Genomic DNA, 22817 nt, shown 5'->3' with positions numbered 1-22817 from the left:
GAGTCTAGCCGGTCTCTTGCCACAAAGGAACATTTACGGCCAATTATTCCAGCAGCATCCGCTTCAACAGCTCGATCTCTTCCGACAATGTCCCATCCGCGGTCACAAGACCCGTGATCTTCCGCACGGCGTGGAGAACGGTCGTGTGGTCGCGGCCGCCGAAACGGCGCCCGATTTCCGGCAGCGAGCGCGGGGTCAAGAGTTTGGAGAGATACATGGCAATCTGGCGCGGCCGGACGACGGTTGCGGTCCGCCGCGAGGACAAAATATCGGCGCGGCTGACATTGAAGTGGCTTGCAACCAGTTTCTGAATATCCTCGATTTTGATCTTTTTCGGCTCCGGCGTCCGGACCAAATCGCGAATGGCGCGCTCAGCGGTTTCCATCGAAAGCGGCACGCCATTCAACGAGGCATGCGCGAGCAGGCGGTTGACGGCGCCATCGAGATCGCGGCCGTTCGTTTGCACGACGGCGGCGACATAAGCGACGACCGCGGCGGGAACCTCGAAGGTGGGATGCACCAATTTGGCGGCGCCGATGCGCGCTTCAAGAATTTTGACTCGCAGAGCCTCGTCGAGGGCGCCGATTTCGATGCAAAGACCGCCAGCCAACCGCGACCTGACGCGTTCCTCAAGACTTTCAAGATCGCCCGGCGGGCGGTCGGCCGCGATTACGATCTGGCGGCGGGAATCGATCAGCGCATTGAGCGTGTGGCAGAATTCCTGCTGGATCGATTTGCCCTGCAGAAATTGGATGTCATCAATGACGAGCAAGTCAATTGCCCGCAATCTTTCCTTGAACGCGATGGCGGTTTGCGCTTTGAGGGCGGCGACGAACCCATACATAAATCGCTCGGCTGTGAGGTAGATGACCTTGCGCCGTGCCGAGGCGGCTGCATGCGCGACAGCCTGGAGCAGGTGGGTTTTGCCTAAGCCGACCGACGCATGAAGATAGAGGGGATTGAAAAGCAGAGGGTCCCCCGGCGCTGCGAATGCCAATCTTTGCGCGGCCGCATGCGCGAGCTGGTTGGAGGCGCCGACAAGAAAATTCGAAAAAACCAAGCGGCGGTCGAGCGGTGAACCGCTTAGACGGTCGCTTTCGCCGTCCAAGGAAGCCGTCTTTTTCACGGACGGCAGCGCTCCCGGCACAGCTGCCGGCGGGGTCGGCGCAAATAATGCGGCATTCCGGCCTCTGGCGGCGTCCGCGTCCATATCCGCGCCATCGGGAGGACCATCCGAGGCACGGGACGCCGGTAGCCGGGTTGACGACCGGACAGTGATCGATAGGCGTTTGGTTTGCGGGAATTCGGCGCCAAGCATTTGCAGAATTTTGTCGGCGTAGTGCGATTGAATCCAGCTTTTCAGAAATTTGGTGGGGACCGAGAGAAAGGCATCATCGCCAGAGAGGGCATCCAGTTCGAGGCATCCAAACCAGGAGGAAAAGACATCCTCGCCCAGTTCCAAACGAAGCCGCCGGTAGACCCGCATCCAAGCATCCGTCGTTGTCGCGGCATCACCAGACTCGGAAATTTGTCTGCGGGGATTGGGCATGTGGGGACGTCCTCAGAAATCAAGGCAAAGCAGCCGTGTCCGCTCGAAAACGGCGCTAGAAACGTGACACGAACAGGAAAATGGAGGCGGATGAAACTATCCGCGCAGGCGCCTGCGCCGCCCCGACACAGTCCGATAGCCAGTCTGATGGCGCGTGGAGCGGTCCCGGCTGACCCCAAAAAGCGGCAGAACATACGGATTTTCAAGGAAAGCCATCACGGTCGTACATCCCCCTTCGCTCCGCGTTAAGCATCACGGAGCTTGATTAGGCCAGATCGGAAGAAAGCCTCAAATTCCAAACGAAACACTCTGAGATTCAGCAACGCTCTCTCACGTGAACTCTGTCCAGAGTATATAGAAAGTTTCGTCCTAGTATATATTGGATAGATGCTTAATGTAAGCCTGTCTTTATGAATTTTTTGACAGCACCACCACGCGCTATTACACGCAAAATACAAAACTAACAGGGTAACGCGCCGGATATTGGGCTCGAAATCTGGATTTGGCCAGTTCCCAAGTGGAACGAGACATTAGCATAGGCCCAACGGTCCGCAAATCGAGATTTGAATGATTCGCCAGCTTCGCTGCATGACTGTCATCAATGAGCATTAATATCAGCTTTCCAAATTCAACAAACATGGATCCGAAAGGCGGCATAAGCATCTGATTTCGTGCGGGTCCGAGTGGCACGAAAATCGGCGCGAAATAAAAGGCACCCGAAATCTCGAGACCGCTCGAAAAGCCGCAAAAAATTTGATGACTGAGGCTATCGCGGCGGTAGAAACCGGACTGTCTCGATAGTGTCATCTTGCTTTAAGGGCAAACCGTTGAGTTGCATGGAAATTAACTGCGCGGCTAACAAAGCGATGGCGACTCGCACTCAAATTTTCTGCCGAAAAAAAGCCCGGCATTCGCCGGGCTCAAGAGGAAAATTCTTCTTTCAATGCCGCTCATTTGCTCAATGCGTTGATCCGCTTGCTTAACCGCGAAACCTTGCGAGACGCCGTGTTCGCATGCACGATTCCTTTTTGTGCGGCGCGCATCACCAAAGGCTCCGCAACGCGCAATGCAGCGGAAGCCGCTCCTTGATCTCCCGCCGCGATCGCTTCTTCAACCTTGCGGACATAAGTTCGCATTTGGCTGCGTCGCGAACGGTTGATCGCGGTGCGATGCTCAATTTTACGGACGGCCTTTTTGGCCGAAGCAGTGTTCGCCATAAAAAAAATCCTAGAAAAGGGCTAGTCTGAAAACAGCTGTCCCAATGGAAGCTGACCACACATAGCCGCTGGAGCCTGATTGGGAAACCGGAATGGCTTCGCCGATACTGGTCAGACAAAGAAGAATCACAGCGCGAGCCATTTCCCGATCGGACCGCCCGTGAGGATGGCGCTAATAATCACGAACCATCTCCCTCGTCAACGCTCGATATTGCCTCCCGCTGGCCGCCGCTGGAGGGCGGAGCTTCTTGATTGGACCATTTCCCGCCATGCAAACCCGGGGGTGAACGCCTTTTCTCGTGAAATGGCGGCCTCACGCCGCATGCGCCATTCGGTCCAGGATCGCGTTGACACCGTCGATGGACGTACTGATCCGCTCCGGCCGATTTATGGCTTCAGTCTCGATCTCATCGAGCAATTCGGCAAGCAAATAGAGGACGAGAAGACGTGTTCGTGTGCTTTCGTCTTCGATCCAGACAGGACTGCCGCGCGCTGCCTCCATATAGGCCTGGATGAAGATTTGCGAAAAAAGAATAAGCTCCTCGCGCAGCTTGGCGGCGGCGAGTGCTGCATCGGGGATAAGACGCACGAGATCGTTTTTTGCGACAGCCACTGCATTGGCAAGAGAACGCAGCATCACGGCCACGTCACGCAGGGGCGAATGTCTGGCACGTTTGCCGGTCAGCGCGGCATCTTCCCCAAAACCAACGATGATCACATCGTCCTTGACGACCAGGAGATGATCAAGACGGTAATCGCCGTGGATGCGAATCTTGATGGCACCCACTGGCTCGTGAATAAGTTCGCCGATGAGAGCGAAGCACTCCTGCCGCCGGCCCAATAGCCGTTCGATTCCAGGACGATCCTCGGAGCTCGCGCTTGCCGCTATTGCCGTGAGGTTTTCGAACGCACGCCCGGCAAGCCCCTTGGCGGTTTCCGCTGCTTTCCGGACATCTTCGAAGGTCAGCGGCTCGGCCGCGAAGTTCGGATCGCCGGAGGCCGCCGCCAGAGCCTTGTGCATCTCCGCCGTCCGCAAGCCAAGCCGCCGCATATGCGGCACATAAATTGCGAAATCTTCTTCCCCGCTGAGCTCTTCGCGCCCCGGTGTCAGGGCCGCCGACTCAAGAATGCGCTTCAAAGCGCCAAGGGTCCACGTCCATGCGTCGCCTTGATTGCGCATGAAGGCTTGCAAAATCGCGATAACGGTGTGGTTCTCATCACGGTCGACGTAATCGATGACACCGAGCAGCGGCGGAGAGTTCCGGAAATGCGCGACTTCGGTCAGGAAGCGGAGGATCTCGACTTCAGAATCCGTACCGGGTTCGGTCAGGTGGCGAATTTTCAGCATCAATTGGCTGGCGAGGACGAGCGAGGAATTGCGTCGCCCGGCGCCGATGCGGTGGACGTCGTTGGCCTCGATCATGAGCTCCTCGCCAAGACGCGGGGTTGGCGAGAAAACGATCCGGCCGCCTTTGCTTGTTGGCAATGTTTCGCTGCGCCGCAGCGCCGCAACCATCGCCGGAACGAAGCCTTCGCACGCCTCCGCTTCGTAAAGCAGACCCGTCAAGGCGCCGCGGCGCAGCCGCGCGGCGGCATGCGCAAGGGCCGGTCCCATTGAACTTTCCGGCTCCGCGGCGAGCGGCGCGAAATAGGTCTCGACGCGGCCATCGGCGAGTTTGATGACGAGGATCGGCAGAACGAAACGGCTCTGGCCACCATCGCGCAGCACGGCGAAATCGGCGACGGAAACACTGGCGGCCTGGGTTTCCTTATGCCGAAACCAGCGCCGGGACGGTAAGAAACGCGGCGCGACGGTGCGCTCGAACGCGGTGAGTTCCCGGCCCTCAAGGATGGTTTCGAGCTTGCCCGTGGCAACCAGCGTGAACAGCCCAGGCGTGCTCGTTTGATCGCGGCGATCCTTGGTGGCGTCGGCGGGTTCAAGCCTAAACCAGTAAAAACCATAGGCGGGCAACGTCAAAAGATAAGAGCGCGAATTGATGGCCGGGAAGAGACTGCCGGCCGTGAGTTCCACAGGAACCGCATCTTTGAACTCGCCGAGATCAAGCTCTACCGCCTGCGGTGCTCGCGAGACATTGGCAACACAAAGAATCCGTTCGTTCTGCCATTCGCGGAGATAGGCCAGAACTTTGCGGTTCGAGGGATGCAGAAAACGCAAGGTGCCGCGCCCGAAGGACACATGCGAACGCCGCACCGCGATGATCCGCCTCATCCAGGTCAAAAGGCTCGACGGGCTGGCGAGCTGCGCTTCGACATTGACCGCGCTTAAGCCATAGACGGGATCTTGGATGGCGGGCAGGAATAGCTTGGCCGGATCCACGCGGCTGAAGCCAGCGTTGCGGTCTAGGGACCATTGCATCGGCGTGCGTACGCCATCCCTATCGCCGAGGTAGATGTTATCGCCCATGCCGATTTCGTCACCATAATAAACAACGGGCGAACCGGGCAAGGAAAATAGGAGCGAATTTAAAAGCTCGATTTTGCGCCGGTCGTTTTCGAGCAAGGGGGCGAGACGGCGGCGGATGCCAAGGTTGATCCGCGCGCGGGTATCGGCGGCGTAGAAAGACCAAAGATAGTCGCGCTCCGAGCCGGTCACCATCGCGAGCGTCATCTCGTCGTGATTGCGGAGAAAAATCGCCCATTGCGCACCATCGGGAATTTCCGGCGTCTGCCGCATGATGTCGGTAATCGGATGCCGGTCCTCTTGCGCCAGCGCCATATAAATTCTGGGCATAAGAGGAAAATGAAAGGCCATATGGCATTCATCACCCTGACCGAAATATTGTGCGGTTTCCTCCGGCCAAAGATTCGCCTCGGCGAGCAGCATCCGGTCCGGATAGCGGGCATCAACCGCCGCCCTGATCTTCTTGATGACCGTGTGGGTCTCACTCAGATTTTCGCAACTCGTGCCCTCCCTCTCGATGAGATAGGGAATGGCATCGAGCCGCAACCCATCGACGCCCATATCGAGCCAATACGCCATGACATCGAGGACGGCTTCAAGGACGCGGGGATTGTCAAAGTTCAAATCTGGCTGATGGGAATAGAAGCGGTGCCAATAGAAAGCCTTGGCTTGATCGTCCCAGGTCCAATTCGATTTTTCGGTATCGAGAAAAATAACCGGCGCATCCTTATAGCCCTTATCGCTCTGCGACCAGACATAGAAATTGCGCGCCGCCGAGCCGGGTTTTGCCGCACGGGCGCGCTTGAACCACGGGTGCTGATCGGAGGTATGATTGATGACAAGCTCGGTGATCACCCGGAGGCCGCGCTGATGCGCCTCGCGCAGAAACCGTTTGAAATCGCGCAGACTGCCATAAGCCGGATTGATGCCGCGATAATAGGAAATATCGTAGCCGTCGTCACGCAGCGGCGAGGGATAGAAAGGCATGACCCAAATCGCGGTCGCTCCGAGATCCTTGATGTAGTCCAGTTTTTCGGTGAGGCCGGCGAAATCGCCGATGCCGTCATTGTTGAAATCGAAAAAGGATTTCACATGCAGCTGGTAGATGATCGCATCGCGATACCATTTGAGGTCATTGCGATCGATCATGCCGTTGGCCTCCCCGGCGCCGCCAGACCGAAAGACCGCTGGCTGCCGCGGGAACGTTGCATCCGCGCGGTGGCGCTCTTTTTAAGATCCTCGTCTGAACGGCGCGTGAATACCAAAAATCTTGCCGCCACGCCCCAGGCGGACATTGACACTTCATAATATCAATCCGTTTTATTTCTTTGTTTCCGAAGCTGGTCCCAATAGGCGAGACGCGCCCGGAGCTCTCGCTCGAAACCCCGGTCGACAGGCCGGTAAAGCCTTTGGCGGCCAAGCTCTTCCGGCCAATAATTTTGCCCTGAGAACCCGTCGGGCTCGTCATGATCATAGGCATAGTTCGCACCATATCCTTCGTTCTTCATGAGTCGCGTTGGCGCGTTAAGAATGATTTTTGGCGGCATCAAGGAGCCGTGGTCCTTGGCGAGCCGCGCGGCACCCTTGAAAGCGGCATAGGCGGCGTTCGACTTCGGAGCCGTCGCGACATAGATCACCGCATTGGCGATCGCCAGCTCGCCTTCGGGTGAACCCAGAAAATCATAACTGTCCTTGGCGGCGATCGCGACGGCCAGCGCCTGAGGATCAGCAAGACCGATATCCTCGATGGCCATGCGCACCACCCGGCGGGCGATGAACAAAGGGTCTTCGCCAGCATCTAGCATGCGCGCGAGATAATACAGCGCCGCGTCGGGGTCCGAACCGCGCACCGACTTGTGCAGTGCGCTGATAAGATTGTAATGACCCTCCTGGGCCTTATCGTAAATCGGCGCTCGCCGCTGAACAATCGACGCGAGCGCCGCCGTATCGAAGACTTCGTCCGGCTTGGCCGCCCGCCACAGCTCCTCGGCGAGGCTCAAGGCGGCACGGCCATCGCCGTCGGCCATCCGCACCAGGGCGGCGCGGGCATCGGGATCGATCGGTAAAGGCCGCGCCTCGCAGGTCTCCGCCCGGGCCAGGAGTTTTTCGATCGCCGCCGTATCGAGTGAATGAAAGACCATGACTCTTGCACGCGACAAAAGCGACGCGTTGAGTTCGAAGCTAGGATTTTCGGTTGTCGCACCGATCAAGGTGATGGTGCCGTCTTCCATCACCGGCAGGAAACTATCCTGTTGGGCCCTGTTGAATCGATGGACCTCATCGACGAACAACAACGTGCCTTGACCCGCTTTGCGGCGGCCCCGCGCATCCTCAAAGACTTTTTTAAGTTCGCCGACACCGGAAAAAATCGCCGAAATCTGAACGAAAGCGAGCTTCGTCTCTTTTGCAAGCAGGCGCGCAACTGTCGTCTTGCCAGTGCCCGGCGGTCCCCAAAAAATCAGACTGCCGAGCGAGCCCGAGGCGATCAACCGGCTTAACGCGCCTTGCGGTCCGAGAAGATGATCCTGCCCGGCGACATCGGCGAGGTTTTGCGGCCGCAGCCGGTCGGCGAGTGGATGCGGCGCATCCTTCTCAAGATTGGCGGCAGCGAAAAGATCAGTCATCCCGGTTTCAAATCCAAGTTTTGAGACTCTTGATGGAAAAGCTTAGGTCAAGCAACTCAAAGGACATTAATGGTTAAGTTCAATATTCAGCCGTTCTGGCGAATTAAACTGTTTCATACCCACATAGGTCATGCGGGTTCTCCCCTCAGTACAAATACTTCAATGCAATTCAATTTTTTAAATCATTTTATAACGTTAAAGTTTTATTCATGCGAACTATCGTATTTGCTACCCAAAAAGGGGGCAGCGGCAAGAGCATTCTTGCCGCTTGTCTTGCAGTCGCCGCGCAAGCGGCGGGCGAGCGCGTTTTTGTGTTCGACCTCGATCCCAAGAAATGCCTTGTCCGCTGGGGAGTCAAACGGAACGACCGGTCTCTGCAGGTCCGGGCGATTTCGTCAGACGCGCTCGCGGCAAAGCTTATCAATGTGAGGGCGCGCAATGCGAGCCTTGTCATTCTCGATACCCCGGCTCTGGATTGGCCCATGTCCCTCGCCGCGATCAATGCCGCCGACCTTGCCATCGTTCCGGTGAGGCCGGCGACCTTCGATATTTGGGCGAGCGAAGTCACTGGGCGCAAACTAAAAATGATGGATAAGGAATTTGTTTTTCTTCTCAATCAGTGCCCGCGCGCTCAAGACGACCCGCATTTGCGGGAATGCATCGCCGCGCTTGAAGCGACGGGACCGGTTCTAAGTCCCGCCGTTCGCGCGCGAAACGTATTTCTTAGTGCGGGAAGGACGGGCAAGGGAGTGAGCGAAGTTGAACCCAAAGGTGAGGCGGCGCGGGAAATGCGCGCGCTTTGGCTCGCTGTCAAGCGGCGGCTGCCGCCAAGGAAGACCCAACCATCATAGAAAGCCGTGGGCGGGCATTGCCATTTTATAGAGCGCGGAAATAATTTCGGTGCCGCACTGGCGGTCGCGGGCGCCGTCTTCATCGCTTGCCGACCAATCTATCAAGTGCCCGCCTCAAGGCCGGAAGAGGAACGCGAATTGGCACACTTCCAAAGCTTGGCTCGATTGAGTCGGGAATTTTTGGTCCCTCGCCGAGAATGTAGAAATATGAAAGACCAGCGCCGCGAGCCAAGGTCCAGTAGCAGAAATTGACATAGAGCGGCGAGAAAAACTCAAGAACTGCGGTGCCCGGGTTGCAAAAAAGAAGATTGGCAAATCCCGCCCCATGCGGACCCGCCACCACCCGCGCCGAGCCGAACAACGCGGCTTGCGCCGCCACCGACATGCCGCTCAAGGTGACAATTTGGAACCCGTACGGCTCAAGACACGCGATCACTTCATCTTCATTCTCGACTTGTCTCGCCGGTGAATCCCGCCTTGAGATGTAGATAAGCGCGCTTGGTGGCGAAGAGCCTTCCTTGCGCAGCCGGGCGGCCATCTCGCGCGGCAGCCACGCCGGCACCCGGTTATGAGGCGCGGGAAGCACCGGAACAACGAGTTCTTCCGCTTCAACCAATTGTCCCGTGACGCGTTCGTCAAGAAGGGATTTCGGGACGCCAAAACGATCAAGGACTTCATGCTGAAAGGTCTTGGTCAACGGCGGGACGATCAGGCGGTCGTAGCGGCCCCAGCCGCCATCGGCCTCCAGAAGGAGAAACTTCGGCGCGACCTCGAGCATCCAATGGAAATATGTTTCCGGACGGTTGCCCGCAATGAGGCCGCTCACCCCAGGCAAGCTCATAGCGCGGGTGAATGGCATCCCCCATATCGCATTTTGCGGCGCATGCACCGAAATCTTGAACAGTGCATCGTTCAGATAAGTTCGATTTCTGGATGTGACCGCAAGCCCCGGAAGCCAGAAACGCCCGTGCGAGATCGTCGCGGTTTGCCCCGCCGCCGAGCGGTATTCCCGCAAGTTCCAATGATGTTCGCCGCCAAGCCGGGTCGGCAGACGATCGAACAAAGCTTCATCCGGAAAGATCGTGCGCAGTGTGATCGACTCGCTGGCAAGTTCTCCCGTCACCTCGAGATTGGCAATCGAATCCATTCTCACGGGAGTTAGAAGGAATTTTGTCAGCGGTTGTTGCGCGAGTGCGAAGGCGGCGAATCGGACCGACAGGTGGCGGACGGCCTGGATCAATGGAAATATGAAGCGTTTGACCGGCACATAAAGGACGGGATTGGCCTTGACGGTCTGTGTCGCGGCGTGAGCTATGGCGGAAAAGGAACCCATTCTCAACCCCGTTTCAGGTTTCACTAGGTTCGCGCAACCTGGTGCGGGATGTCAGCTGCGCGCCACGGCGGCAGGCATTGATTAGACAAGGCTCTGCCACTGGTCAGGCAGAGGCGGCGGAGATCGGCCTGCCGCCGGCGATCGACTTGCCATGCTCGCTCAAGAGCGCCTCGAAATAGGCGACAGTGCGGATCAAGCCTTCGTCCAAATTGATCGTCGGACGCCAACCGAGCAGTTTCTCGGCGAGTTCGATATTGGGTTGCCTTTGCTTTGGATCATCTTCTGGCAAAGGCCGCTCAACAATTTTCGATGTTGATCCAGTCACGCTGATCACTTTTTCGGCCAGTTCGCGGATCGTGAATTCGTTGGGGTTCCCGATATTGATGGGCCCGGTGATGCTTTCGGCTGAGTTCATCAGACGATCCAAGCCATCGATCAGATCCGTGACATAGCAGAAGGAGCGTGTCTGTTCGCCGCGGCCAAATACGGTGATGTCCTCGCCCAGCAAGGCTTGGCAAATGAAATTCGAGACCACGCGGCCATCATCCGGGCGCATGTTTGGCCCGTAGGTATTGAAGATGCGCGCGACTTTAATGCTCATCTTATGCTGGCGATGATAGTCAAAGAACAGGGTCTCGGCACAGCGTTTGCCCTCGTCATAGCAGGATCGGCTGCCAATCGGATTGACATTGCCCCAATAGTCCTCGGTTTGCGGATGGACGATCGGATCGCCGTAAACTTCCGATGTCGAGGCCTGCAGGACACGGACTTTTAGCCGCTTGGCGAGGCCAAGCATGTTGATCGCGCCGGAGACGCTCGTCTTCGTGGTCTGAACCGGGTCGAATTGATAATGAATTGGCGAGGCGGGGCAAGCGAGATTGTAGATTTCGTCGACTTCGACAAACAGCGGAAAGGTCACATTGTGACGCAGCAGCTCGAACATGGGCTCATCGAGCAATTCCTCAATGTTGCGGCGAGATCCGGTCGCGAAATTGTCAACGCAGAGGACTTCGTGTCCTTGATTGAGCAGCCGGCGGCAGAGATGGGTGCCGAGAAAACCGGCGCCGCCGGTGACCAAAATCCGCTTTTGTCCCAATAGCATGTTCAGCTCCAATCCGGCTCGTGAAATGCCCGGCCGGGCGCGGAGGACAACCCGCGCGCGTCATTTTCAAGGAAAGTCAACAGCCGCCGATGCGCTTCTACCAGTCAAATTTGCGCATCGCAACATGATTAGGGGCGGGATGTGGGGCAATTCAGCCGCCAATCATGGTGGTGATCGTTTCGCCGCCGCGCGCGATCGTCAGCTTCCAATACGTGTGATAACGGCCGACAGCGGCTTCGAGCTCGCGCGTCGTTTTGACGGGCTTGTCATCGATGGCGAGAATCACGTCGCCGACCTGGAAATTGACCAGCTTGGCTTGCGACCCTTCCTCGATCTCGCTGATGACCACGCCCTCGCTCGCGCCGCGAATGGAGAGTTCGTCCGTGACCGCTGGCGACAAATTGATCACGGTCGCACCGGCGAAAGGCGAGCGTCCAATGAGCTTGACCGGATCGCGGGCTGGGATTTCGGGTGCCGGAATGAGCTTGACTGTAGCACTGCCGGAATGGCCGTTGCGAAGGTAGGTGAACGTGGTGGAGCCGCCGAGAGATTTTGTCGCCAGCCGATAGCCAAGACCTTCGGGATCGTCGACACTCTGAGTATCGATGGCGGTGATGAGATCGCCGCGCCGCAAGCCCGCCTCGGCCGCGGGTCCGCCGGCCGAAAGATCGGTGACAAGGGCGCCCATGGGCCGGTCGAGGCCAAGCGATTCGGCGATTTCCCGCGAAACGGTTTGCAGGCTCGCACCAAGCCACGGGCGGCGCACTTGATGGCCCCCACCTTTGGCGGCGGCCAACACGATTTTGACCATGTTGACGGGGATAGCGAACCCGATCCCAATCGAGCTTCCCGTTTGCGAGAAGATCGCGGAATTGATGCCGACCAGCCGCGCGTGAAGATCGACGAGAGCGCCGCCGGAATTGCCGGGATTGATTGCCGCATCGGTTTGAATAAAAAAACCGTAGTCAGAAATTCCGGCTTGGGTGCGTGCCAACGCCGAGACAATGCCTTGGGTTACCGTCTGTCCGACGCCAAAGGGATTACCGATCGCAAGAACGATGTCGCCGACTTCGAGGGCGTCCGAATCCCCCAAGTCCATGACGGGAAATTTCTCGTTGCCTTTCAAACGCAACACGACGAGGTCAGTCCGCTGATCGCGCAGCACGGTCTCGGCGTCGAATTCGCGCTTGTCGGCGAGCGCAACCTTCACCTCGGTCATGCCTTCGATGACATGATAATTGGTGACGACGAGTCCCGAGGCATCGATAAGCACGCCGGAGCCGAGCGAATGCGAGGACGGTCCGCCGGGCCGTCCATCGCCGCCTTCGCCGAAGAAGTGCCGGAAGACAGGGTCGTCGAAAATGGCGTTGCGCGGCCGCTTGTCGATGCGCGACGCATAGACATTGACGACGGCAGGCTGGGCTTTCTTGACGACAGGAGAGAAGGACAGAAACACATCTGTTTGCGTCTGCGGCACCTGCCGTTCGGCATGCGCGGCGGACGCAAATACCGCGATAACACAACCAAGGATCACTGCCCGGACGGTTCCACGCGAGGGCTTATACATGGACCACTCCAAACACTTGGACCACTCCAAATTGGATCCGTCCCTTTGGCGGCACCGGCGTACCCAGACGGGGTGACGGAAGCGCCATCACCCGTCGGCTTGGTCAGCGCTTACGCCGCCGCTTCTTCGCCAGCGGCCACAACCGGCCCGGAATCTTTGCCCTTGGCATCGACATCGCGGTCAACGAATTCGATCACCGCCATAGGGGCATTGTCGCCGTAGCGAAATCCTGCCTTCAAGACGCGCGTGTAGCCGCCGTGGCGGTCTTTATAACGCGGGCCAAGGACATCGAAAAGTTTGCGGACCAGCACAACATCCTTGATTTGCGCGATGGCGAGGCGCCGCGCGTGCAGATCGCCGCGTTTGCCCAGTGTGACCAGTTTCTCGACGACGGGGCGCAAATCCTTCGCCTTCGGCAGAGTGGTGACGATCTGCTCATGTTTGATCAGCGCTTGGCACATATTGGCGAACATCGCCTTGCGATGTTCGTGCATGCGGCCGAAGCGGCGCTTGGCGTGTCCGTGATACATGGCGTTCTCCGTTGATTTGCGGCCGCCGTGCCAAGGTACGGCCGTCCCTATTTTTATCCCGGCCGCCAAAGACGGCCAGGGGCCTTAGCTGATCAATAATGTTCCTCGAACCGCTTGGCGAGTTCGTCGATATTGTCCGGCGGCCAGCCCGAGACGTCCATGCCGAGATGCAGCCCCATTTGCGCCAGCACTTCCTTGATCTCGTTCAGCGATTTGCGCCCGAAATTCGGCGTGCGAAGCATATCCGCCTCGCTCTTTTGAATGAGATCGCCGATGTAGACGATGTTGTCGTTCTTCAGGCAGTTCGCCGAACGCACCGACAGTTCGAGTTCGTCGACCTTTTTGAGAAGCGCGGGATTGAAGGCCAGCTCGGGAATTGACGGCGTCACCTCGACGCGGTGCGGCTCTTCGAAATTGACGAAGACGTTGAGTTGGTCCTGAAGGATGCGGGCCGAGAAGGCTATCGCATCTTCCGGCGACAGCGATCCATTGGTTTCCAGCTGAAGGGTCAGCTTGTCATAGTCGAGAATTTGACCTTCCCGCGTGTTCTCGATCCGGTAGCTGACTTTCTTGACCGGCGAATAGAGACTGTCGACCGGGATGAGACCAATCGGCGCGTCTTCCGCCCGATTGCGGTCGGCGGGAGAATAACCCTTGCCCGTCGCGACGGTGAATTCCATGCGGATCTCGGCTCCCTCGTCGAGGGTGCAGATCACAAGTTCGGGATTGAGGATCGAAATATCGCCGGTGGTGACAATGTCACCGGCGGTGACCTTGCCCGGACCCTGCTTCTTCAAAACGACGCGCTTGGGACCCTCGCCCTGCATCTTGACCGCGATGTCCTTAATATTCAGCACAATATCCGTCACGTCCTCCCGCACACCCGGGATCGATGAGAACTCATGCAAGACACCGTCAATTTGGACCGAAACAATCGCCGCGCCTTGCAGCGACGACAAGAGAATTCGGCGCAGCGAATTGCCGAGGGTGAGGCCAAACCCCCGCTCGAGCGGCTCCGCGACGATCGTCGCCATGCGTTTGGGATCGTCGCCGGGAATCACTTCGAGCTTGCTTGGCTTGATAAGCTCCTGCCAGTTCTTTTGAATCACGAGCGGACCTTTCCTTGATGCAAATTGCTTGACGCTGCGGCGTCACATAGGTGCCTGGTCTCGAAGGCCAGGAAATGGGGCGGCTGGCCCGGACTCAAACGCGGCGCCGCTTGCGCGGCCGGCAGCCATTGTGCGGAATAGGCGTGACGTCGCGGATGGACGTCACTGTAAAGCCCGCCGCTTGCAGCGCCCGCAAGGCCGATTCCCGGCCAGAGCCCGGCCCTGAAACCTCGACTTCAAGTGTCCGCATGCCGTGCTCGGCCGCTTTTTTGGCGCAGTCCTCGGCCGCCATCTGCGCCGCATAGGGGGTTGATTTGCGCGAACCCTTGAAGCCCATGGTTCCGGCCGACGACCATGAAATCGTGTTGCCTTGCGCATCGGCGATGGTGATCATTGTATTGTTGAACGTCGAATTGACGTGCGCGATGCCGGAGGCGATGTTCTTGCGTTCGCGCCGCCGGACCCGTGTTGCTTCTTTTGCCATTGTCCTATTCCTTCAAGCGCGCCCGTCATGCCAGGCGCTCGGGATGATCGATGAGTGACGCCGCGATGCACCGGCCGTTTGCAAAGCCGGCGGGCACATGCGGCCAAGACGGTCTTGAACTTACTTCTTCTTGCCAGCGATAGGCTTGGCTTTGCCCTTGCGGGTCCGGGCGTTGGTGTGGGTGCGCTGGCCACGGACCGGCAATTGACGCCGGTGGCGGAGCCCGCGATAGCAGCCAAGGTCCATCAACCGTTTGATGTTGATCGCAACCTCGCGGCGGAGATCGCCCTCGACAATATAATCGCGATCGATCGCCTCGCGAATCTGCAACACCTCCGCGTCCGTCAATTCGGCGACGCGGCGCTCGGCCGGAATATTGACTTTTTCGCAAAGTGACTTGGCCTTGCTCGGGCCAATGCCATGAATATATTGAAGCGCGATAACCACACGCTTGTTGGTTGGAATATTGACGCCCGCGATACGTGCCAAGACCTGTCTCCATTTGGGCCGTTACGCCTGAGCTTGGCGGCCGGAAGTGTGAACCCGCGTCCGGTGGAGGCCGGCCCTTGCGGGACGCCCGGCAATAGAGAGCCACGGAGAAACTCTCCCCAAAACTCTCCAAACACGGGCTGAAAGATGGTGGTTAGACGATCACGCGCGCGCAGTCAACTCTGCTGCCCCACCTGGGTGCAAGCATCCGCCGGCGCTTATCGGTCGCTCGCTACGCATGGCGCCGCTTGTCGGCGCCGCCACACGGAATTTTGGTTTCAAAAAGTATATATTACTATCTACAAAGCTTAGACACAAATGCGTAAGCTTTAATAGCCACCCGACAAGTAAGCGCTCGGCGGTAAAGTCCAATAGAGATAAAGTGCATAAAGTACATATCCAGGAATAACCAAGCGCGTCAGCATCAGAACTTTCCACAGTATGTCTGCCTGACGCTTGTCACTCGCGGAAATTTCGCGACCCGCCGTATCATCTTGAATGTGCATTGCAGTATTTTCCTCTCATGGTGATGCTGCCAATTCATGGTCAGCAAGGTTCTTGTTATCCCTCTTCGTTACAAGGTGGGTGGCTTTTCGCTTTAAGCCAAATAATTTCCTTGCCGCGCGCTGCGGCAAATCCGCCTAGATAGGTAACGTCACCGTGGCGCAAATATCTCCGATTCGGTGTCCGGCGGCATTGGCGGACAAGTTTTCACGCTACGTCATTATGAAAACTCTGGGTTGATTCAAAACAAGGCAACGATTCTTGCCGTCCTCTAATCCCATGCCCAAGTCATTGACAAATGAGGAAACCGCCACGGAGGAGAATTGGCAAGCTCAGATCCGGGGCTTTCGTCCTCAGACAGAGGAGAGGACTCAAGTATGAGTTGGATATCGTACGCCTCATTGCCGTGCGCCGGTGTGCTTACAGCCCTGCTACAGGGATGTTCGGGCGGCTTCGATCCGCCGGCGAGCATTGACTACCGTCAGATTGGCTTTTGCAACGCCTATGCAACGCCAAAAGGTACGCAAGCGGCACGGCCGAACGAAGTCTATATTATCTACAAAATTGATAGCGTCGATAATACCAAACGGAATACGGATTTCATGTTTCTTCCAACCCGTCTCTGGGTGGAACGCGCCACGGTCAAACAAGCCGATGATGCAGGAGCAAACAAGGCGTCACCAGTGAGCAAACCTGCGGCAGACAAATCTCCTTGGGTGCTACCGCCTGGCGGAGTGCAGGATTGGTTTGCCCGGCGTGCCAGCCGCCGGTTTGTTCCGGGCGAGACGAACTTCGCCCAGGCCATGGGTGTTCGAGCGGTGACCCCCGCCACAATTCCTGCGGGGATTAAAATGAAGATCAACGGCTTTTCGATCGTCACCGTGACAAAGCCTGAGGAGGATCGCCCAGTTGATCACATTTACTTCAGTCTCAATTACGACCGGCAAGAGGGCGAGGGCTGGGCGCTCCCCGCCGATCCCCCGGTTCTTTTAAACGATACGGATGCAACGCGGACATCTTGGCCTCACCCAGAGAACTGCCAGGATTTGGCACTCGATAAGGTTGCCACGTAATAAGATAAGACTATTTCGACCTGCCGCCGAGGACCCCGCGCAAGATGGCTTGGCCGATCTTTGTGCCGGCGGTCCGCGCGGCCGATTGAACAGCCGAGCGAAGGGCGATTTCGCCCGCCGACATGCGCTGGCGTCCGCCGCCTGCCGGTTTACCAAACAGCCCGCCGAGAGCGCCCGCGAGGGACCCGAGCAAGCCGCCGCCAGCGGGGCCGGATGCGCCACCCCCGGCCTCTTTCTGGCTTTTGTCGCGCAAAATTTCAAAGGCGGATTGGCGGTCAATCGGCGTGTCATATTTGCCGAGAAGACCACTTTTTTGCATCAGCTGCTGGCGCTCCGCATCGGTGATCGGACCCACCCGTGCCATCGGCGGCGCGATGAGACTCTTTGCGACGATTTCGGGATTGCCCTTGGCATCAAGCATCGAGACCAGGGCTTCGCCCACCCCAAGGCCGGTGATCGCGGTGACGGTGTCGAAGGAAGGGTTCTTGCGGAATGTATCGGCGGCGGCCTTGACGGCCTTCTGGTCACGCGGTGTGAACGCGCGCAAGGCGTGCTGAACGCGATTGCCGAGTTGCCCCAGAACTGTTTCCGGCACATCGGCCGGATTTTGGGTGACAAAATAAATGCCAACAGCTTTCGAGCGGATGAGCCGGACAACTTGTTCGATGGCGCTCAGAAGATTTTTCGGCGCATTGTCGAACAGCAGATGCGCTTCATCAAAAAAGAACACCAGCTTCGGCTTTTCAAGATCGCCGACCTCGGGCAGTTTCTCGAACAATTCGGACAGCATCCACAACAGGAAAATCGCGTAAAGGCGCGGCGAGCGCATCAATTTCCCGGCGCTGAGAATGTTGACGAAGCCGCGCCCATCGGACGCTGTACGCAGAAAATCATCGATATCAAGTTCTGGTTCGCCGAAAAATCCCGCCGCGCCCTGGTTTTCAAGAACCAGCAGCCGGCGCTGAATCGTGCCAATCGTCGCGGGCGCGACGTTCCCATAGGACTTGCTCACCTCCGCCGCGCTATCCCCAAGGTGCTGCAAGAGCGCTTGCAAATCCTTGAGGTCGATGAGCAGCAGGCCTTGTTCGTCGGCGAGTTTAAAAGCGATGTTGAGAACACCTTCCTGAACGTCGTTGAGTTCGAGCAGGCGGGCCAGCAGCAAAGGACCCATATCCGAAATTCGCGCCCGGACGGGATGCCCCAATTCTCCGAAGAGGTCCCAGAAGGCGACCGGAAAATCATCCGGCGCATAGGTGATCCCGATATCTTTCGCGCGCTGGACAAAGTGAGGCTTCGATTCCCCAGGCATGCCGATGCCGGAGAGATCGCCTTTGACGTCAGCGGCGAAAACCGCCGTTCCAGCGCGCGAAAAGCCTTCCGCGAGAAGCTGCAAGGTGACGGTTTTCCCGGTGCCGGTCGCCCCTGCGACAAGCCCATGCCGGTTGCCAAGCGCCAAGGTCAGATATTGGTAAACATCGCTCTTGCCGATCAGAATGCGGCCAGCTTCATGGGCGGGATCGTCGGCCATTGTGGGTCCTCGAACGGCGGCGCGTACGTCCGGACTCTTCGCGCCTTACGCGGCCATTATGAGACAATGTGGGATCATCGCGCCAGCAAATCTTGGATTGGCGGCGGGTGCCTTGATTTTGGCCGGAGTTCGGTGATCAAGTGCGGGCGTTCATTCTCACCCTCGAGGTTTTAGATGGAAGATTTGATCGACCGTATTGCAGCCGATGCAGGTGTCGAACCCGGGATCGCGAAAAAAGCGGTGGGGATGATTTTGCTCTTCCTGCGCAGCGAGGGGCCGAAGGACGAAATTCAGTCCCTGTTCGCCGCCGTCCCCGGCGCGGCCGAAGCGGCGGATGAGGCCGCGAACGAAAATGGTTCTGGCGCGTTCAGCGGCGGTCTTATGGGTCTTGCAGGCCAGCTTACGGGACTTGGCCTTGGCATGGGAGAGATGCAGACATTTGGGCGGGAAGTCTTTGCTTATGTGCGCGAAAAAGCTGGCGATGAGCTTGTCGGCGAGATTGTCTCGGCGATCCCTGGTCTCAGGCAATTTCTTTGAGGGGACGGCGCCACCGTTTGTCGGAATGCCGTTCAATCAGCCCCAGGCAAGGATATTAAGGAACCTTAAGTGATACGATCTGTGCAAAGGGAAGTGAATTGTTGAACCTGCCACTGGCTGCGCCGTTATTGCGGGACCCCAAAAGAATTTGTTGTTTGCGAGAACAGGCAAAAATGCTCGCCGGGGAAAAAGCCAATGGGTGAACTCATTGCTTTCAAACCAGTGAAAAACGAATGCTCAACGAAGGCTTCGGCCCCGCCTGACAGAGCTGCCGCTGAGATCTTCATTTTCACAGGGGTTTGGCGCGAGCGCCCAGCCGACGTCAAGCCACCGTCGAAACGCGGGCATCGCGTTTCTGGTAAGCGGTCCAAGATCAGCGAGGGCGGGCTTGAGAGCCCGCGTGCATAGAACAATCTCCATGCGGCGGGGCGCCGCTGGCCTGTCTCAATCCTCAGCGACTTGCTCGACCGCGCAAGAGACCGCTTTGACACGCTCCGTTGCGTCCGCCTTTTCGCCTGGAAAGGCGGCAAGCGAACTGACGATGACAAAGCCCTTGGTGTCCGGCGCGATGAGCCGCAAGTCCTGAGAGGGATTGTCTTCGTCGTCGTCGGCCTCGACGATTTCCAGCTGCGCAGGCGTCAGCAAGACAACGTCAATCTTCCCTTGTTGCGCGGCAAGCCCACTCATTGAGTAAAAGACCTGTCCAGTGGAATTGCGAAACGACAAGGTGAGGAGTTTGTCGGCTTCGACATCCGCGTGCAACCGCAAACTTCCTTGCGAAAGATCGAAAGGGCAAACAGCTTGCGCCAGCGCCGGGTCCGCAAAAGGCATGAATTGGGTGCCAGGCCGCGCCGCCGGCACAAGGGCGGTTTGGCCCGGTTTCGCCAAATCCGAAATGCGGGCATAAATATCTTGCGCCGCGAGTTTGGGCATGGCGAAAATGGCGATGATGTGGGTAATCCCGGCCACCACCAGGACACCAAGTATCCAGAGAAGCGCCGCAAGGAGGCGATTGATTTGGTTCATCCACACCGGCCTTTAATGATCGCTGGCATATGCGCGGCATCGAGAGCCGCCGCGGGAGCGCTCAGCTCGCTGTCATAAAAGCGCAAAACGAGAATGAATTTCGAGGCGAAAGGCAATGGCAGCCAGTTGCCCGGCCGCGCATGGTGGGAGAGGGCAATTGCGAATTGACCATTGTTTGCCCGGAGCAGTTCGCTTGACGTGAAACCCTGCCGGTCCGCTTTGTTGGCGATGAGATCGCCCACCGGAGAGAGCAGCGTCAATGTCCAAAAGCGGGCAGGAGGTATGTCACCCTTAACGAGATAATCACAGGCAGAATCGAATGGGGCTCCATCGCTGTCACCGTAAGCAACGAAGCCGATAGCTTCCGATTCGCTCAAGGCGATTTCGCCGGAATAGGCAAGGATGGCGCGCGTATAGGGATCAATTTCCGAGGCCTCGGAGCGCGGCCAGCCTGTCCATGGACCCGCCTCAATGGCCGAGAAACCGTTGCCGCGCTGGATCTCGATCAAGGTCACGAATATGCCAAGGAGAATTCCCAGCGCGCCAGCCGCGAGGAATTTGCCCCAAATCCGGCCGTGCGCCCATTGGGCTTTTTTCATCGCAATGCTGGCACCAAAGCTCATCCTCCGCCTCCGGCGGAAGGCTTTGCGGAAGGACGTGGTGTTGCATCCCGACCGCTGCCCTTGGCAGTCGCTGCAAGACCCTCCTCGCCCCTTGATTTTTGCATGTCTTTCATTGCCGATTCGATCGTCGTCAATGCCGCGGCCGCGTTCGCCGCCAAGCTGGCGGGCCGCCGCGGCGCTTCCGCCTCTCCTGGCTTGGGAGCTGACGCCGCCGCCGCCGCCGTTGGGGCGGGCCTCCCCGGCAGGGGCTTCAAATCAATCCCCTGGTGGGCGTATTGCATGACGTCGTGCCACGTGCCCGCGGGAAGGGTTCCGCCGGTCATTTTCTCCATGGCTGTGTCATCGTCATTGCCAAACCATACCACGCCGACGTAATTGCCGGTGTAACCGTCGAACCAGGCGTCCTTGTATCCGTTTGTTGTTCCGGTCTTCCCGGCGACCTCGACATTGTCGAGCTGCGCCCGTTTCCCGGTGCCGGCGAGCACAACCTGCATCATCATGGAAACCATCGTCTCGATCGTGCTTTGATCGATAATTCGCTTGAGCGGCGGCGCGTCGCGGTCGTGCCGGTAGATCACTTCGCCGCGGCTGTTGGCAATCTCCACCGCCGTATATGGAGGCGCGCGCAGGCCGCCGTTCGCGAAGGTGCAATAGGCCGAGGCCATATCGATTACCGTGACTTCGTCGGCACCGATCGGCAAGGAGACCGTATCCGGCAGCGGCGTCGTCAACCCCATCAGGCGCGCGGTTTCGACGATTTTGGCGCGGCCCCGTTTGGCGGCTTCGAATGTATTGTTGTGCCCAGGGACTGAGTCGGCCTCGCCGATGGCGACCGACAACCGCACGGCGACCGTGTTCAGCGAGCGCGCCAAAGCCTCGATGAGTGGCAGGCGGCCCGCATAGGTATTCTTATAATTGTGAGGGCACCAATTGCCGAGGCAAATTGGCGCATCGACGACGATGGTCGAGGGCTTGAACTTTCCTGTCATCAGCGCTGTCAAATAGACGAAAGGCTTGAACGAAGACCCAGGCTGACGCAAGGCGTCGGTGGCGCGGTTGAATTGGCTTTCGCCATAGTCGCGCCCGCCGACCATCGCCCGCATCGCGCCCAGCGGATCGAGAATGACCATCGCGCTTTGTTTGGCGTGATAAGCCGGGGCATGCTCGCGTAATTGGGTCTCGATCGTGGTGTCCGTATGTTTTTGCAGATTGCTGTCAAGGCCGGTGCGCACCGTCAGGACGCGATCGTCGCCGAGTTTTTTTTCGTCGGCGAGTTTTTTGACTTCTTCATAGGCATAGTCGAGATACCAATCCGGTGTGAGATCGCGGCTTCGATCGACCGGTGTCGCGGGATTGCGCAGGGCTGCGTAGATTTGACCCTCGGTCAGGTAGCCGGTCTCGACCATATTGTTCAAGACATCGTTCGCGCGGGCGCGGGCGGCGGGCAGATTGATATGGGGCGCATATTTGGTTGGCGCCTTGAACAGGCCGGCAATCATCGCGGCTTCGGCGAGCGAGAGATCCCGCACGGATTTCCCGAAATAGAATTCCGCGGCGGCCTGCACACCGAAAGCGCCGCCCCCCAGATAGGCACGATCCAGATAGAGCCGCAGAATCTCGCGCTTGGGCAGGCGGAACTCGAGCCAGACGGCGAGATAGGCTTCCTTGATCTTACGTTCCAGCGTTCGCTTGTTCGAAAGAAAGAGATTTTTCGCCAGCTGCTGGGTGATCGACGAGCCGCCCTGGACGACCGAATCAGCCCGTGCATTGACGGTCAGCGCGCGCAGCGTGCCGATGACGTCGACGCCGAAGTGCTCAAAGAATCGCCTGTCCTCGGTTGCGACGACGGCGTTTATCAAATTTGGCGGCAGTTCGTCAAACGACACCTTATCATCGTGCCGGATGCCGCGCCGTCCAACCTCCTGGCCATAGCGGTCGAGAAAAGTGACCGCGAGATCGGTCTTTTTCAGCCAGTCGTCGGAGGTCTCCAGGAAAGCAAGACCGGCAAGCGTGAGGGCCACAACGCCAAGGCCAAGCCCAATATTCAGCGTTTCGCTGGCAAGCTCATTCAGGACACGCCGCCAGCCAGCGATATGGAATCCATCCATGAAGGCGGCGAAGGACGCATAGCGTTCGCGAGTTAGCTCCATACTCGTATGGAGAGAGGAATCGACAAAAGCATCGAAGTCGAGCAAGGCACGCCCGATCTTCTGGCGAAGACGCGAAAATCCTGAACCTTCAGACAAGCT

General features: G+C 58.1%; 19 protein-coding genes. 3 read left to right on the top strand and 16 right to left on the bottom strand.

Annotation, left to right across the window (positions count from 1 at the left end; all coding sequences use genetic code 11):
- Positions 1-43: 43 nt before the first annotated feature.
- The 4 genes from dnaA to QEV83_RS01830 all read right to left on the bottom strand — a co-directional run bounded on the left by dnaA (position 44) and on the right by QEV83_RS01830 (position 7812).
- The gene (gene dnaA, locus QEV83_RS01845; RefSeq protein ID WP_280129597.1) at positions 44-1549 is read right to left on the bottom strand and encodes a chromosomal replication initiator protein DnaA; all 1506 of its coding nucleotides are present in this window, start codon (positions 1547-1549) and stop codon (positions 44-46) included.
- A 950-nt stretch (positions 1550-2499) separates the two neighbouring features.
- The gene (gene rpsT, locus QEV83_RS01840) at positions 2500-2766 is read right to left on the bottom strand and encodes a 30S ribosomal protein S20 (protein WP_280129596.1); all 267 of its coding nucleotides are present in this window, start codon (positions 2764-2766) and stop codon (positions 2500-2502) included.
- A 313-nt stretch (positions 2767-3079) separates the two neighbouring features.
- A complete protein-coding gene (gene treS, locus QEV83_RS01835) occupies positions 3080-6337 on the bottom strand; it encodes a maltose alpha-D-glucosyltransferase (protein ID WP_280129595.1) in 3258 nt (1085 codons plus the stop codon).
- Between the two features lie 161 nt (positions 6338-6498).
- Positions 6499-7812, bottom strand: a complete 1314-nt coding sequence (locus QEV83_RS01830) for a replication-associated recombination protein A (protein ID WP_280129594.1) — start codon at positions 7810-7812, stop codon at positions 6499-6501.
- Positions 7813-8021: 209 nt separating this feature from the next.
- Between QEV83_RS01830 and QEV83_RS01825 the strand changes: the two genes are divergently transcribed.
- Positions 8022-8663, top strand: a complete 642-nt coding sequence (locus QEV83_RS01825; protein ID WP_280129593.1) for an AAA family ATPase — start codon at positions 8022-8024, stop codon at positions 8661-8663.
- 79 nt (positions 8664-8742) lie between these two features.
- On the opposite strand, the gene QEV83_RS01820 is transcribed toward QEV83_RS01825, so the two are convergent.
- The 8 genes from QEV83_RS01820 to QEV83_RS01785 form a co-directional block, all read right to left on the bottom strand.
- Complete coding sequence (locus QEV83_RS01820; RefSeq protein ID WP_280129592.1) at positions 8743-9996, bottom strand: glycosyltransferase family 61 protein; 1254 nt, start codon at positions 9994-9996, stop codon at positions 8743-8745.
- 103 nt (positions 9997-10099) lie between these two features.
- Complete coding sequence (locus QEV83_RS01815) at positions 10100-11098, bottom strand: SDR family oxidoreductase (RefSeq protein WP_280129591.1); 999 nt, start codon at positions 11096-11098, stop codon at positions 10100-10102.
- Between the two features lie 151 nt (positions 11099-11249).
- The gene (locus QEV83_RS01810) at positions 11250-12665 is read right to left on the bottom strand and encodes a DegQ family serine endoprotease (RefSeq protein ID WP_280129590.1); all 1416 of its coding nucleotides are present in this window, start codon (positions 12663-12665) and stop codon (positions 11250-11252) included.
- A gap of 110 nt (positions 12666-12775) precedes the next feature.
- Complete coding sequence (gene rplQ, locus QEV83_RS01805; RefSeq protein WP_280129589.1) at positions 12776-13195, bottom strand: 50S ribosomal protein L17; 420 nt, start codon at positions 13193-13195, stop codon at positions 12776-12778.
- Between the two features lie 92 nt (positions 13196-13287).
- Positions 13288-14304 (bottom strand): DNA-directed RNA polymerase subunit alpha, encoded by a 1017-nt coding sequence (locus tag QEV83_RS01800; protein WP_280129588.1) that lies wholly within the window; start codon positions 14302-14304, stop codon positions 13288-13290.
- A 94-nt stretch (positions 14305-14398) separates the two neighbouring features.
- Positions 14399-14788: a 30S ribosomal protein S11 gene (gene rpsK / locus QEV83_RS01795; RefSeq protein WP_280129587.1), complete on the bottom strand. Its 390-nt coding sequence runs from the start codon at positions 14786-14788 to the stop codon at positions 14399-14401.
- A gap of 120 nt (positions 14789-14908) precedes the next feature.
- Complete coding sequence (rpsM, locus tag QEV83_RS01790; protein ID WP_280129586.1) at positions 14909-15277, bottom strand: 30S ribosomal protein S13; 369 nt, start codon at positions 15275-15277, stop codon at positions 14909-14911.
- Between the two features lie 329 nt (positions 15278-15606).
- On the bottom strand, positions 15607-15783 hold the full coding sequence (locus tag QEV83_RS01785) for a hypothetical protein (RefSeq protein ID WP_280129585.1): 177 nt from the start codon (positions 15781-15783) through the stop codon (positions 15607-15609).
- 375 nt (positions 15784-16158) lie between these two features.
- Between QEV83_RS01785 and QEV83_RS01780 the strand changes: the two genes are divergently transcribed.
- The gene (locus QEV83_RS01780) at positions 16159-16854 is read left to right on the top strand and encodes a hypothetical protein (protein WP_280129584.1); all 696 of its coding nucleotides are present in this window, start codon (positions 16159-16161) and stop codon (positions 16852-16854) included.
- A gap of 10 nt (positions 16855-16864) precedes the next feature.
- On the opposite strand, the gene QEV83_RS01775 is transcribed toward QEV83_RS01780, so the two are convergent.
- Positions 16865-18382 carry a helicase HerA-like domain-containing protein gene (locus QEV83_RS01775; protein ID WP_280129583.1) on the bottom strand — a complete coding sequence of 506 codons (1518 nt, stop codon included), beginning with the start codon at positions 18380-18382 and terminating at the stop codon, positions 16865-16867.
- Between the two features lie 174 nt (positions 18383-18556).
- On the opposite strand from QEV83_RS01775, the gene QEV83_RS01770 reads away from it, so the two are divergent.
- Complete coding sequence (locus QEV83_RS01770) at positions 18557-18919, top strand: DUF2267 domain-containing protein (protein ID WP_280129582.1); 363 nt, start codon at positions 18557-18559, stop codon at positions 18917-18919.
- Positions 18920-19363: 444 nt separating this feature from the next.
- Here the strand turns inward: QEV83_RS01770 and QEV83_RS01765 are convergent, their stop codons facing one another.
- Genes QEV83_RS01765 through QEV83_RS01755 form a run of 3 tightly spaced genes read right to left on the bottom strand, consistent with a single transcriptional unit; the run spans position 19364 to position 22814 of the window.
- Complete coding sequence (locus QEV83_RS01765; RefSeq protein ID WP_280129581.1) at positions 19364-19945, bottom strand: hypothetical protein; 582 nt, start codon at positions 19943-19945, stop codon at positions 19364-19366.
- Entirely contained in the window at positions 19942-20568 is a 627-nt protein-coding gene (locus QEV83_RS01760; RefSeq protein ID WP_280129580.1) for a DUF1214 domain-containing protein, read from the bottom strand. The genes QEV83_RS01765 and QEV83_RS01760 overlap by 4 nt, the downstream gene beginning before the upstream one ends.
- Positions 20565-22814, bottom strand: coding sequence for a PBP1A family penicillin-binding protein (locus QEV83_RS01755; RefSeq protein WP_280129579.1), 2250 nt, complete (start codon positions 22812-22814; stop codon positions 20565-20567). Before QEV83_RS01755 ends, QEV83_RS01760 begins: the two co-directional genes overlap by 4 nt.
- Between the last annotated feature and the right edge of the window lie 3 nt (positions 22815-22817).

Origin of the sequence: Methylocapsa sp. D3K7 (genome assembly GCF_029855125.1) — a bacterium.
GTDB lineage: Bacteria > Pseudomonadota > Alphaproteobacteria > Rhizobiales > Beijerinckiaceae > Methylocapsa.
The sequence above is the reverse complement of the archived record's forward strand: the minus strand, read 5'-3'. Positions and strand labels throughout refer to the sequence as shown.